We start from the raw sequence: 12,363 nt of genomic DNA on the forward strand, positions 1-12,363 counted from the left end.
TGCTGCGCCGGCTCGCCCGTCATCAGGCGAGGACGACGGATCCGCTCGCCGATGCCGAGCCCGGCAAGATCCTGCACGAGATGCGCGGCGGCGAGATGGCGGCGCTGCGCGAGGTGCCGTTCGCCTGCTACTACGGCAGCGTCGATTCGACGCCGCTGTTCGTGCTGCTGGCCGGCCTCTATGCCGAGCGCACCGGCGATCTCGAAACCCTGCAGCAGCTGTGGCCGGCGATCGAGCTGGCGCTCGGCTGGATCGACGGCCCCGGCGATCCCGACCGCGACGGCTTCGTCGAATATCAGCGCGCCTCGGAGCAGGGGCTCGCCAACCAGGGCTGGAAGGACTCCTACGACGCGATCTTCCATGCCGACGGGCGGCTCGCGGAAGGCTACATCGCGCTCGCCGAGGTGCAGGGCTATGTCTTCGCCGGCAAGCAGCTCGCGGCGCGCTGTGCGCGACGGCTCGGCAAGACCGAGCTGGCGGATCGGCTCGACGCGCAAGCGGCCCGGCTCGCGGAACGCTTCGAGGACGCGTTCTGGTGCGACGAGCTCAACACCTATGCGCTCGCGCTCGACGGCAACAAGCAGCCCTGCCGGGTGCGCACGTCCAATGCCGGGCAGTTGTTGTTCAGCGGCATGGTGCGCGAGGATCGCGCCCGCAAGGTCGCGGCCGATCTGCTGCGGCCGGATTTCTTCTCCGGCTGGGGTATCCGCACTGTCGCCTGCGGCGAGGCGCGCTACAATCCGATGTCGTATCATGACGGCTCGGTCTGGCCGCACGACAATGCGCTGATCACGCTGGGACTGTCGCGCTACGGTCTCAAGCATGCGGTGGAGCACGTGTTCAAGGGGCTGTTTGAGGCGGCGTCCTACATGGATCTGCGCCGGCTGCCCGAACTGTTCTGCGGCTTCCGGCGCGAGAAGCATCGCGGGCCCACGCTCTACCCCGTGGCCTGTGCGCCGCAGGCCTGGGCGAGCGCAACGCCGTTCACATTGCTCGAGGCTGCGCTCGGGCTCGAATTCGACGCCCAGCGCGGTGAGATCCGGCTGCGCAACCCGCGGCTGCCCGCATTTCTCGACTGGGTCGTATTACGCGATCTCCGGCTCGGCAGCTCGACGATCGATCTGCGGCTGCGCCGTCACGGCGAGGACGTGTCCATGGAGGTGCTGCGCCGTCGCGGCCAGATCCAGGTTTCACTGGTGCTGGCGCAATGAGCGCGCTGCGCCATGGCCGTCGTCGCGTCGGCGCCGTGTCCGGCTTCGTCGCGCTGTCGCTGCTGATGCTGCCGGTGTATGGCGCGGCTGCCCAGCAGACCTCGCCGGTTCCCGCGACAAAGGAGACGCCGGCTGCCGCCAAGGAGCCGGCGCCGCCGCCCTCGGTCACCATCCTCGGCGCGCGCGACGCGCATGGCGTGCTCGGCCGCGACGTGCGCAGCTCGACCGGCGAGGACATGGGCCACATCGTCGATGTCATCGTCGATCCCACCGGCACGGTGCGCGCGGCGGTGATCGATTTCGGCGGCTTTCTCGGCGTCGGCAGCCGCAAGATCGTGGTCGACTGGACCGCGCTGGATTTCAAGCACATCGCCGCGAAGAGCGACCAGGTGACGCTGGATCTCACCAAGGAGCAGGTGAAGGCCGCGCCCGAGTACAAGGAGGACAAGCCGGTCGTCGTGCTCGGCGCGGCGGGCAAGCTGTCGCCGTGGGATTTCGATCATTGAGTTGATGCGTGAGACCACAGGTCCGCATGCGCCTGCAGCGGAACATTGTGGACGTATTTGTCCCGCAAGCCCTGAATTGAGACGTTGAGAGCCATGCCGATTGCAGGGCCGTCCAGATCATCTGACCGCCAGCCCGCGCCCGAGCGCGCGGCAGGGACGGACGCGTGCGCGGACGAGCCGCGGCATCGCGCTCCGGCGGCGAAGCCTGCGCCGTCCCGGCAGAGCCTGCGCGGGCTCGACTGGTTCATCTTCTTTCTCGCCGACGTCCAGACCGGCTTCGGCCCGTTCATCGCGGTGTATCTCACGACGCAGAAATGGACCCAGGCGCAGATCGGCCTGGTGCTGTCGATCGGCGGCATCGTCGGCCTGATCGGTCAGATGCCGGGCGGCGCGATCATCGACGCGGCGAAGTCCGAGCGGCGCGTGGCCGGGCTCGCGGTGGCCACCATCGGTTGCTGCGCGCTGGCGTATGCGGTGTGGCCAATCTTTCCGGTCGTCGCCGGCGCCGCGACCTTGCATGCGGCGGCGAGCTGCGTCCTCGGACCGGCGATCGCCGCCATCACTCTCGGCCTCGTCGGGCCGCGCGGCATGGCGGAGCGTCTTGGCCGCAACGCGCGCTTCGCCTCGCTCGGCAACGGCGTCGCGGCCGCCCTCATGGGGACGTGCGGCTATCTGCTGTCGAGCCGCGCCGTGTTCCTGGTCACCTTCATCCTCGCGTTTCCAACCCTGATCGCATTGTCGCGGATTCGCGAGCAGGAGATCGACGTCGCCCGGGCGCACGGCCGCGCCCTCCGCGAGGACGCGGAGGTGGCGCGGCTGTCGTCGCTGCTCGGCCTGTTGCGCCAGCGCGCGCTGCTGGTGTTTGCGCTCGGCGTGTTCCTGCTGCAGCTCGGCAATGCGGCGATGCTGCCGTTGATGGCCGGAGTGGTGACGACGAAGTCGAGCGAGTGGGCGCCGATGCTGATCGCGTTCTGCATCGTGGTGCCGCAGGCGATCGTCGCGCTCACGTCACCATCGGTCGGCGCGGTGGCGCAGCGATGGGGCCGGCGGCCGCTGCTGATGCTGGGATTTGCCGCGCTCGCGATCCGCGGCGCGCTGTTCGCGGTGGTGCACGACCCCGTCGTGCTGGTCGCGGTGCAGGTGTTCGATGGCGTCACCGCCGCGGTGTTCGCGGTCATGATCCCGCTGACGGTGGCCGACGTCGCCTTCGGCAGCGGTCACTTCAACCTGGCGCAGGGAATCGTCGGCACGGCGAGCGGGATCGGCGCCTCGCTGTCGACTGGCCTCGCCGGCTTCGCCAGCGATCGTTTCGGCAGCGCCACGGCCTTTCTGGGATTGTCGGGCGTGGCGCTGACCGGGCTGATCATGGTCGCGCTGCTGATGCCGGAGACAGGGCAGCGCGCACGCAGGGCCTGAGGGCGGACGTGCTCAGGCGTCCATGCTGCGCAGGCGCTGGCGGTTGCGCAGCACGATCTGGCGGGCCCCCGAGAAGCCGAGAATGCCCTGGCTCTGCAGCTGCGACAGCGCGCGGGAGACGGTCTCCAGCGTCAGGCCCAGATAGTCGCCGATGTCGCGGCGGCACATCGGCAGCGCCATCATGCCGGCGACCGCAAGGCGGCGGTCCATCTCGAGCAGGAAGGTCGCAACGCGCTCCATGGCGGTCTTGCGCCCGAGCAGCAGCATGTGGTCCTCGGCATGGCGGAGATCGTGGGCCGTCATGGTCCAGAGCTTGCGGGCGACCGCGACGTCGGTGCCGGCGGCCTGCTCGAGGCTGCGGCGCTTCACGAGGCGCACGGTGGTATCGATGATCGCTTCGGCGGCGAGGCGGTGCGCTGAGCCGAATTCGAGGCCGAACACATCGCCCGGCAGATGGAAGGCGCCGATCTGGCGGCGGCCGTCGGACAGCAGCTTGTAGCTGCGCACGGCGCCGGAGATGACCTGATAGACGTATTCGGCCGGCTCGTCCTCGCCGTAGATCTCCTCGTCCTTCTTGTACGAGAACTCGCTGGCGATCAGGCCGGCATGGCCGGTGATCTCGGCAAACGGATTGGCGGCAGGGGCAACGGCAGAGGGGACGGCATGGGGGGCGTTGGTGTTGACGACCGAGTGGGTAATCGACTGATTGAGCATGACCATCTCCTTGCGGCGGATGGCGATGTGGTACACGGCGGCTCCCGTTAAGGACATTTGGGCCGTTATCTTAAGGGGGATCCCTTACGTAGATGTACGTAGGCGGCGCCTGGATTCGGCGGCGGATGTCTCAGGGAGCGGTAGCCTGGTGGTCGTTGGCGATCGCCTTGCGGATTCGCTTGACCAGATTGTCGTCGAGCAGCGGCTTGAGCAGGAAATCCTGGATGCCGACGGCCGCCGCGCGCGCCGCCAGCCGGTCGTCGTAATGGCCGGTGATCAGCACGACCGGGGCCGTCGCGCCCTGCTTGCGCAACTTTTCGGCGACCTCGACGCCGTTCAACTCCGGCATCTTGTAGTCGACGACGAAGCAGTCCACCGCCGCGCGATCGGATGCCTTCAGCAGGGCGCTGCCGCTGCGGAACGTGCGGACGTCGAAGCCGTCCGCCTCCAGCAGGAATCGCAACGAGCCGAGGACGTCAGCATCGTCGTCGGCTACGTAGACCTTTGGTTTTGCAAGAGCCGACATCGCACGTGCCGCGAGAATGTCATGTTGAACCGAGGCACAACATAACACTCGATTCTGTCAAGCCAGCTTGATCTAGCTCAATCCTTCAACGCGCCGGCGCGCATGGCGAGACGGACGAGCTCGGAGAGGCTGTTCGCGCCCATCTTGGTCATGACGTTGGCGCGGTAGACCTCGATGGTGCGCGGGCTGATGTCGTATTCGCGCGCGATCAGCTTGTTGGAGAGGCCGGCCATCAGGCCGTCCATCACCTGGCGCTCCCGTGGGCTGAGACTCGCGATGCGGCCGAGAATGTCCTGCGTGACCGATTCGTTCTTCGCCGCCGGCTCGGCCTGCCTGATCGCCGTTTCGATCATCGCGACCAGACGGTCGTCCTCGAACGGCTTCTCGAGAAAGTCGACCGCACCGAGCTTCATCGCCTCGACCGCGAGCGGCACGTCGCCATGGCCGGTCATCACCAGGATCGGGAAGCTGCTGTTGATCGCCTTCATGCGCTTGAGCAGCTCGATGCCGTCGATGCCGGGCATCCGCACGTCGGAGACGACGCAGCCGAAGGCGAGCGTCGGCAGGCGATCGAGAAAAGCCTGTGCGCTGTCGAACAGCGTGACGTCGAAGCCCGAGGAGTCGAGCAGGAAGTTGAGCGAATCCCGCATCGCCTCGTCGTCGTCGATCACATAGACCTTTCCCCGATCAGCCATCATGCTCAACCTTGGTTGGGGCGGCGGGCAGGGTGAAGCGGAATGTCGCGCCGCCTGCCTCGTTGTTCTCGGCCCACATGCGCCCGCCATGGGCCTCGATGATGGAACGGCTGATCGACAGGCCGACTCCCATTCCGGTATCCTTGGTGGTGAAGAAGGTCTTGAAAAGATTGGGTATGACGTCGTCGTGGAATCCCGTCCCGGTATCGGAGACGGCGATCTCGATCAAGTCGTCGCCGACCCGGCGATTGGTCGCCGCGAGCTCGCGCCGCTCGGAATGGGACATCGCCTCCAGCGCGTTGCGGAACAGGTTGACCAGCACCTGCTGGATCTGCACGCGGTCGGCCAGCACCAGGTCGGCATCCGGATTGAGCTGGAAACGCAGCTGGACGTTCTGCTCGCGGGCGCCGGCAAGGCCGAGCGCGCCGGCCTCCTCGATCAGCTTCGACAGGCTCTCGACGCGCTTCTCCGATTCGCCGCGCGAGACGAAATCGCGAAGCCGCCGGATGATCTGGCCGGCGCGGATCGCCTGCTCGGCGGCGCGGTCCATCGCGCTCTCGATCTTGCCCGTATTCGGATCGCTGCTGCCGGCCAGGAGCCGGCGCGAGCCCTTCATGTAGTTGCTGATCGCCGCCCGTGGCTGGTTCAGCTCGTGCGCCAGCGCCGAGGCCATCTCGCCCATCGCGCTGAGGCGCGAGACATGGACCAGCTCCGACTGCAATTCGCGCAGCCGCGCCTGGGTCTGCTGATGCTCGGTGAGGTCATGGGCGAAGCCGGTGAAATAAGGCTTGCCGCCGGACTGCATCTCGCCGATCGACAGATGCATCGGGAAGGTGGTGCCGTCGCGGCGGAGCCCGGTCACGATACGGCCGATGCCGATGATGTGGCGCTCGCGGGTGCCATGATAGCGGGTGAGATAGCCGGCATGGCGCGAGCGGTCGGGCTCCGGCATCAACTCGCTGACATCGAGGCCGACGGCCTCTTCCTCCGAGTAGCCGAACATCCGCTCGGCGGCGGCGCTGAAGAACTGGATGATGCCGCCGCCGTCGATCACGATCATCGCGTCGGGCACGGTGTCGAGGATCGAGCGGAAGTGCTGCTCGCGCAGCCGCAGCGCCTCCTCCAGCCGCTTCTCCTGGTCGATGTCGAGCGCGATGCCGCGCAGGTGGCGCGGCTGGCCGTCATCGCCAGGAACGACGCCGGCGAGAACGCGAATCCAGTGCCCGCCGCCCGGCACCTTGAACGACATGTCGAACCACGTGCCCTGGTGGCGCGCATGCTCGATCGCAGCCTCCACCGGCGCGCGATCCTGGCTGCCGAGCAGGGCCAGGAACGAGCCATAGGTCACCGGCTGGTCCTCCGGGATCGCGAACAGCTTCCGCGTCGTCGCCGACCAGTAGAATTCCCCCGTCGCGAAGTCGAGATCCCAAGCACCGAAGCCCAACGCATGGGAGTCGTCGGGGCGGATGGACGCATCCGGGAAAGGTTGAGTGACGCCGCGCACTTCGAGACCTTCGATCGATTCGTCTTGGTTGCGGAGAAGCCGTGTTGCGGAGAAGCCGTTTTTGCCGAAAAGCCGTTTCGCCGAGAAGCCGTGTTTCGGGACCCCATGCCAACCGGGATGGTCGCGCCTCCGTATTCTATACCAGATCGCGCATCCGCAACCCGGGCCGGCTTAAACTTTGGTTCGACAATTCAAGGATTTCTCCGATTCCAGGCCGGGTTCCATCGCTCGCTCGGCGGTCCATGTCAGCGGTTGCACCTTGATCTATCTCATCGCGGGGGGTGATTTCACCTCTAAGAGCTGCATGGAAGCAATGTTTGGAGAGGCGGGATGACGCTTTCGACTGTCATGGTGAGCCTTGCGCTCAACCAGCCGAATGAGGCCCGCCTTCAGGTCGCCAGCGACCTCGCGGCCCGATTCGGGGCCGGAATCATCGGCGTGGCTGCCGCGGAGTTCACGCCGCCGCTGTATTTCACGACCGGCGAGCAGGCGCAGGACCTGATCGAGCGGGGCGAAGCCGGGCTGCAGGCGAGGCTCGGCGAGCTGGAAAAGCAGTTCCGCTCGGTCATCGGCGATCGCGCCGCGCCATTGAGCTGGCGCAGCGCCCTCGATTTCCCGATTCGCCATGCGCTGTCGCAGGCGCGCGCCGCCGACATCGTCGTCACGGGTGGCGTGCCCTCGGGCGTTTTCGATGCCTATGCGACCGCCAGTCCGAAGGACCTCGTGATGCAGGCCGGCCGGCCGCTTCTGGTGGTGCCGGACAGCGCGAGCTGGCTCGACCTCGGCACCGTTCTGGTGGCCTGGAAGGAGACGCCGGAGGCGCGTCGCGCGGTGGCCGATGCTCTGCCGCTGCTCGCCAAGGCGAGCGACGTGGTCGTCGTCGAGATCCTGGAGAACACCTCGGAATTCGACGCCTGCGAGGCGCGGCTCGACGACGTCGTCGCCTGGCTCCGCCGCCACGACATCGTGGCCTCGGCCCGGGTCGAGGAGCCGGGGCAGGGGCGCAACGTCGCCGCCAAGCTCGACGCCGTCGCCGCGGATCTGACCGCGGGCCTCGTGGTGGCCGGGGCCTATGGTCATTCGCGATTCCGCGAGCTCGTGCTCGGCGGCGTCACCGAGCATCTCGTCACGCGCACCGAACGCTGCGTGCTGCAGTCGCACTGAAATTCCAACCGCTCCATCCGAGAACAGGATCGCCGCCTTGTACAAATTTCTCGAGGACACCGCAGGCAGCTACATGACGCGGACCATCACGACCGTGACCCGCGAGACGACGATTCGCGAGCTCGGCGAGATGTTCGACCGCGACGATTTCAACACCTATCCCGTCGTCGAGAACGACGAGGTCATCGGCATCGTCACCAAGTTCGACGTGCTGAAATGCTTTGCCTTCACGCCCAACCAGATGCTGCCGCGCTACAGCGACCTGATGAACCGGACGGTCGCCGACGTGATGACCTCCGAGTTCATCTATGTCAGGCCGGACACCAAGCTGACGCGCGTGCTGCAGCTGATGGTCGAGCATCGCATCCGCAGCCTTCCCGTGACCGACGGCGACAACCGACTGGTCGGCATCATCGCCCGCGAGGACATCGTGCGGGCGCTCGCGGCGGCCGCCAAGGACTGACGGCGGACTGACGGCGGATTGCCGGCGCGCCGCGGCCTCGACTGATACGGAAGTCTAAGATCGACACCGTCCCGTACGACTTTGGCGTGCGGGACGAAATGCTTGCGTGCTCAGCGCCGCGCGTTGTCGGGCAACATTCCGGCTGTTTACCGGCGAACCGGTCGCAAGGTTGATTTCGATCAATTCCACGTGTGGGCGATTATGGTTGCTGGTCTCGTGTTCTTTCAGCGAGATTCCGCATGAGCGCGTCCTCACCAACAAAATCCATGACCATCGGCGAGAGCGGGCTGACGCTCACTTTCGCCGTCACCGCCTTCTTGTGCGTCTTCGCTGCGGCGAAGGCACTCGACACGGCCTTCGCGTTTCACGCCTCGCTCGCGGCTGCCGCCAGCGCGGCGTCCGTCTTCTTCATCCTCAACCGCTACTTCGAGCGCGGCGAGTTGCCGGCCCAGGAGATCAACGGCCGGCCGAACTACAATCTCGGCCCGATCAAGTTCTCCTCGTTCATGGCCATGTTCTGGGGCATCGCCGGCTTCGCCGTCGGCCTCATCATCGCCTCGCAGCTCGCCTGGCCGGCGCTGAACTTCGATCTGCCCTGGACCAGCTTCGGCCGCCTGCGGCCGCTGCACACCTCGGCGGTGATCTTCGCGTTCGGCGGCAACGTGCTGCTGGCGACCTCGTTCTACGTCGTGCAGCGCACCTGCCGCGTCCGCCTCGCCGGCGACCTCGCGCCGTGGTTCGTGGTGGTCGGCTACAACTTCTTCATCCTCATCGCGGGCACGGGCTACCTGCTCGGCGTCACCGAGGGCAAGGAGTATGCCGAGCCGGAGTGGTACTCGGATCTGTGGCTGACGATCGTCTGGGTGGTCTATCTGCTCGTCTTCTTGACGACGATCATCAAGCGCAAGGAGCCGCACATCTTCGTGGCGAACTGGTTCTACCTGGCCTTCATCGTCACGATCGCCGTGCTGCATCTCGGCAACAACCCGGCGCTTCCGGTGTCGTTCTTCGGCTCCAAGTCCTACATCGCCTGGGGCGGCGTGCAGGATGCGATGTTCCAGTGGTGGTACGGCCATAATGCGGTCGGCTTCTTCCTGACCGCCGGCTTCCTCGCCATCATGTACTACTTCATCCCGAAGCGGGCGGAGCGTCCGGTCTATTCCTACCGGCTGTCGATCATCCACTTCTGGGCGCTGATCTTCCTCTATATCTGGGCCGGCCCGCACCATCTGCACTACACGGCGCTGCCGGACTGGACCCAGACGCTCGGCATGACCTTCTCGATCATGCTGTGGATGCCCTCCTGGGGCGGCATGATCAACGGCCTGATGACCCTGTCGGGCGCGTGGGACAAGCTGCGGACGGACCCCGTGCTGCGCATGCTGGTCGTCTCGGTCGCCTTCTACGGCATGTCGACCTTCGAAGGTCCGATGATGTCGATCAAGGTGGTCAACTCGCTCAGCCACTACACCGACTGGACCATCGGCCACGTGCATTCCGGTGCGCTCGGCTGGGTCGGCTTCGTGTCCTTCGGCGCGCTGTACTGCCTCGTGCCGTGGATCTGGAACCGCAAGGGCCTCTACAGCCTCAAGCTCGTGAACTGGCACTTCTGGACGGCCACGCTGGGCATCGTGCTCTACATCTCCGCGATGTGGGTCTCGGGCATCCTGCAGGGTCTGATGTGGCGGTCCTACACGGCGCTCGGCTTCCTCGAATACTCGTTCATCGAGACCGTCGAGGCGATGCATCCCTTCTACATCATCCGTGCCGCCGGTGGCGCGCTGTTCCTGATCGGCTCACTCATCATGGCCTACAATCTCTGGATGACGGTCCGTGTCGGTGAGGAAGAGGTTCAGTCGCCCGTCGCCCTTCAGCCGGCGGAGTGAGGTATCCAACCATGTCATTCTGGCAACGACACCAAGTCTTCGAGAAGAACTCGATCATCCTGGTCATCGGCATCCTGCTGGTGATCGCGATCGGCGGCCTCGTCGAGATCACTCCGCTCTTCTACCTGAAGAGCACGATCGAGGCGGTCGACGGCGTGCGTCCCTATACGCCGCTCGAGCTGGCGGGCCGCAACATCTATGTCCGCGAGGGCTGCTACCTCTGCCACTCGCAGATGATCCGTCCGCTGCGTGACGAAGTGGAGCGCTACGGCCACTTCTCGCTCGCCGCGGAAAGCATGTACGACCACCCGTTCCAGTGGGGCTCCAAGCGCACGGGTCCGGACCTCGCCCGCGTCGGCAACAAGTACTCCGACGACTGGCACGTCACCCACCTGACCAACCCGCGCGCCATCGTTCCGCAGTCGATCATGCCCGGCTATCCCTTCCTGAAGGAGACCGAGCTGAACGCCGACAACGTCGCCGACCATCTGAAGACGCTGCGGGCCGTGGGCGTGCCCTACACCGACGACCAGATCGCCAACGCCGCCGCCGATTTGAAGGCGCAGGTCGATCCGGACGGCCCCGGCGCGGAGGCGCTCACCAAGCGCTATCCGAAGGCGGTGGTGCGCAACTTCGACGGCAAGGCGGGTGCGCCGACGGAAATGGATGCGCTGGTGGCTTACTTGCAGATGCTCGGCACCCTGGTCGACTTCAAGATCTACAACGAAAAAGCCAATCTGCGCTGAGATCGGGAGCCTGACATCATGAAGCCCATCATTGCCATCGAAAACATCGCGTCGTCACTCGTGACGACGCTGTGGACCCCAATCTTCTTCGCGATCTTCATCGCGATCGTCACCTACGCCCTCTGGCCTCGCAACAAGGCCGCTTTCGATGAGGCGGCGAGCATGCCGTTGCGGGAGGAGTAAACTCAACATGGCTGACCATACCGAAGTCGACAGCGTCTCCGGCACCGCCACGACGGGCCACGCCTGGGACGGCATCAAGGAGCTCAACACCCCGCTGCCGCGGTGGTGGGTGATCACCTTCTACATCACCATCATCTGGGCGATCGGCTACTGGATCGTTTATCCGGCCTGGCCGACCATCACCAGCAACACGGCAGGCCTGTTCGGCTACTCGTCCCGCGCGGACGTCGCGGTCGAGCTTGCCAATCTCGAGAAGATCCGCGGCGCCAAGATGGCGGCGCTGGCCACCGCCTCGCTCGCCGATATCGAGAAGGACCCGCAGATGCTGGCCCTGGCGCGCGCCAAGGGCAAGACCGTGTTCGGCGACAATTGCGCCGCCTGCCACGGGACTGGCGCTGCCGGCGCCAAGGGCTTCCCGAACCTGAACGACGACGACTGGCTGTGGGGCGGCTCGCTGGAGCAGATCCAGCAGACCCTGCTGTACGGCGTCCGCTCGGGTCACCCGAAGACCCGTGAGGGCCAGATGCTCGCCTTCGGCAAGGACGGAACGCTCAAGCCGGCGGAGATCGTCACGGTCGCCAACTACGTCCGGTCGCTGTCGGGCCTGCCGACCCGCCAGGGCTATGACGCGGCCGCCGGGGCCAAGATCTTCGCCGAGAACTGCGTCGCCTGCCATGGCGACAATGCCAAGGGCAATCCGGAGGTCGGCGCGCCGAACCTCACGGACAAGATCTGGCTGTACGGCTCGGACGAGGCGACGCTGATCGAGACCATCACCAATGGCCGCGCCGGGGTCATGCCGGCCTGGGAGGGCCGTCTCGACCCGACCACGATCAAGGCGATGGCGGTCTACGTCCATTCGCTGGGTGGAGGAAAGTAACGGAAATCCAACGGAACCTTCCTTCAATTGAGCTGGATCAACCGAGCGGCCGAAGGTGGGCATACCTTCGGCCGCAACTGCGAGAAGACCCCCAGCCATGTACCGCCAGCCATGAACCAGACGGTCAAACCCGAAGACCTGAAGTCCCGAGAGCCGCAGCCGGTGGACGACTACGGTCCGCTGTACGCGCCCACCAAGAAGGTCTATCCGCAGAGCGTCACCGGGACGTTCCGCCGGATCAAATGGGGCCTGATGGGCGTCTGCCTGGGCGTCTACTATTTCCTGCCGTTCGTGCGCTGGAATCGCGGTCTCGGCGCGCCCGACCAGGCGGTCCTGATCGACTTCCCCAACCGCCGCTTCTATTTCTTCTTCATCGAGCTGTGGCCGCAGGAGGTGTATTATTTCACCGGCCTGCTGATCATCGCCGCGATCGGCCTGTTCCTGATGAACGCGATCGGCGGCCGCATCG

The 12,363-nt window shown here is 65.9% G+C and carries 14 protein-coding genes; 10 read left to right on the forward strand and 4 right to left on the reverse strand.

Features of this window, described 5'->3' with window-relative positions:
- The 3 genes from BRAS3809_RS26900 to BRAS3809_RS26910 all read left to right on the forward strand — a co-directional run.
- Window positions 1–1,211, forward strand: a 1,211-nt coding sequence (locus BRAS3809_RS26900) for an MGH1-like glycoside hydrolase domain-containing protein (RefSeq protein WP_035658877.1), incomplete at its 5' end; no start/stop codon positions are given.
- Entirely contained in the window at window positions 1,208–1,717 is a 510-nt protein-coding gene (locus BRAS3809_RS26905; RefSeq protein ID WP_008965164.1) for a PRC-barrel domain-containing protein, read from the forward strand. The genes BRAS3809_RS26900 and BRAS3809_RS26905, both read left to right, overlap by 4 nt.
- Window positions 1,718–1,810: 93 nt before the next feature.
- Entirely contained in the window at window positions 1,811–3,133 is a 1,323-nt protein-coding gene (locus BRAS3809_RS26910; protein WP_008965165.1) for an MFS transporter, read from the forward strand.
- A gap of 12 nt (window positions 3,134–3,145) precedes the next feature.
- On the opposite strand, the gene BRAS3809_RS26915 is transcribed toward BRAS3809_RS26910, so the two are convergent.
- From BRAS3809_RS26915 to fixL, 4 genes are all read right to left on the reverse strand, one after another.
- Complete coding sequence (locus tag BRAS3809_RS26915; protein WP_008965166.1) at window positions 3,146–3,847, reverse strand: helix-turn-helix domain-containing protein; 702 nt, start codon at window positions 3,845–3,847, stop codon at window positions 3,146–3,148.
- 130 nt (window positions 3,848–3,977) lie between these two features.
- A complete protein-coding gene (locus tag BRAS3809_RS26920; protein ID WP_008965167.1) occupies window positions 3,978–4,373 on the reverse strand; it encodes a response regulator in 396 nt (131 codons plus the stop codon).
- A 77-nt stretch (window positions 4,374–4,450) separates the two neighbouring features.
- Window positions 4,451–5,068 (reverse strand): response regulator FixJ, encoded by a 618-nt coding sequence (gene fixJ, locus BRAS3809_RS26925; RefSeq protein ID WP_008965168.1) that lies wholly within the window; start codon window positions 5,066–5,068, stop codon window positions 4,451–4,453.
- Complete coding sequence (fixL, locus tag BRAS3809_RS26930; RefSeq protein WP_008965169.1) at window positions 5,061–6,512, reverse strand: sensor protein FixL; 1,452 nt, start codon at window positions 6,510–6,512, stop codon at window positions 5,061–5,063. The genes fixJ and fixL overlap by 8 nt, the downstream gene beginning before the upstream one ends.
- A 390-nt stretch (window positions 6,513–6,902) precedes the next feature.
- Here fixL and BRAS3809_RS26935 point away from each other — a divergent pair, with 390 nt between their 5' ends.
- The 7 genes from BRAS3809_RS26935 to BRAS3809_RS26965 form a co-directional block, all read left to right on the forward strand.
- Window positions 6,903–7,736 (forward strand): universal stress protein, encoded by an 834-nt coding sequence (locus BRAS3809_RS26935; protein ID WP_008965170.1) that lies wholly within the window; start codon window positions 6,903–6,905, stop codon window positions 7,734–7,736.
- Window positions 7,737–7,773: 37 nt separating this feature from the next.
- On the forward strand, window positions 7,774–8,199 hold the full coding sequence (locus BRAS3809_RS26940; protein WP_008965171.1) for a CBS domain-containing protein: 426 nt from the start codon (window positions 7,774–7,776) through the stop codon (window positions 8,197–8,199).
- Window positions 8,200–8,438: 239 nt separating this feature from the next.
- Entirely contained in the window at window positions 8,439–10,085 is a 1,647-nt protein-coding gene (gene ccoN / locus BRAS3809_RS26945; protein WP_035658883.1) for a cytochrome-c oxidase, cbb3-type subunit I, read from the forward strand.
- A gap of 11 nt (window positions 10,086–10,096) precedes the next feature.
- A complete protein-coding gene (gene ccoO, locus BRAS3809_RS26950; protein WP_008965173.1) occupies window positions 10,097–10,831 on the forward strand; it encodes a cytochrome-c oxidase, cbb3-type subunit II in 735 nt (244 codons plus the stop codon).
- Between the two features lie 18 nt (window positions 10,832–10,849).
- Window positions 10,850–11,014, forward strand: a complete 165-nt coding sequence (locus BRAS3809_RS26955; protein ID WP_035658886.1) for a CcoQ/FixQ family Cbb3-type cytochrome c oxidase assembly chaperone — start codon at window positions 10,850–10,852, stop codon at window positions 11,012–11,014.
- 7 nt (window positions 11,015–11,021) lie between these two features.
- Window positions 11,022–11,894, forward strand: a complete 873-nt coding sequence (gene ccoP / locus BRAS3809_RS26960; protein WP_008965175.1) for a cytochrome-c oxidase, cbb3-type subunit III — start codon at window positions 11,022–11,024, stop codon at window positions 11,892–11,894.
- Between the two features lie 111 nt (window positions 11,895–12,005).
- The coding region (locus BRAS3809_RS26965) for a hypothetical protein (RefSeq protein WP_035658888.1) at window positions 12,006–12,363 on the forward strand (358 nt) is incomplete at its 3' end.

The organism is Bradyrhizobium sp. STM 3809 (assembly GCF_000239795.1).
GTDB lineage: Bacteria > Pseudomonadota > Alphaproteobacteria > Rhizobiales > Xanthobacteraceae > Bradyrhizobium.

Bases quoted from the DNA above. Each gene is read 5' to 3' on its own strand.
- BRAS3809_RS26905 (WP_008965164.1), top strand. From the start codon at position 1,208: ATGAGCGCGCTGCGCCATGGCCGTCGTCGCGTCGGCGCCGTGTCCGGC.
- BRAS3809_RS26910 (WP_008965165.1), top strand. From the start codon at position 1,811: ATGCCGATTGCAGGGCCGTCCAGATCATCTGACCGCCAGCCCGCGCCC.
- BRAS3809_RS26915 (WP_008965166.1), bottom strand. From the start codon at position 3,847: ATGCTCAATCAGTCGATTACCCACTCGGTCGTCAACACCAACGCCCCC.
- BRAS3809_RS26920 (WP_008965167.1), bottom strand. From the start codon at position 4,373: ATGTCGGCTCTTGCAAAACCAAAGGTCTACGTAGCCGACGACGATGCT.
- fixJ (WP_008965168.1), bottom strand. From the start codon at position 5,068: ATGGCTGATCGGGGAAAGGTCTATGTGATCGACGACGACGAGGCGATG.
- BRAS3809_RS26935 (WP_008965170.1), top strand. From the start codon at position 6,903: ATGACGCTTTCGACTGTCATGGTGAGCCTTGCGCTCAACCAGCCGAAT.
- ccoN (WP_035658883.1), top strand. From the start codon at position 8,439: ATGAGCGCGTCCTCACCAACAAAATCCATGACCATCGGCGAGAGCGGG.
- ccoO (WP_008965173.1), top strand. From the start codon at position 10,097: ATGTCATTCTGGCAACGACACCAAGTCTTCGAGAAGAACTCGATCATC.
- BRAS3809_RS26955 (WP_035658886.1), top strand. From the start codon at position 10,850: ATGAAGCCCATCATTGCCATCGAAAACATCGCGTCGTCACTCGTGACG.
- ccoP (WP_008965175.1), top strand. From the start codon at position 11,022: ATGGCTGACCATACCGAAGTCGACAGCGTCTCCGGCACCGCCACGACG.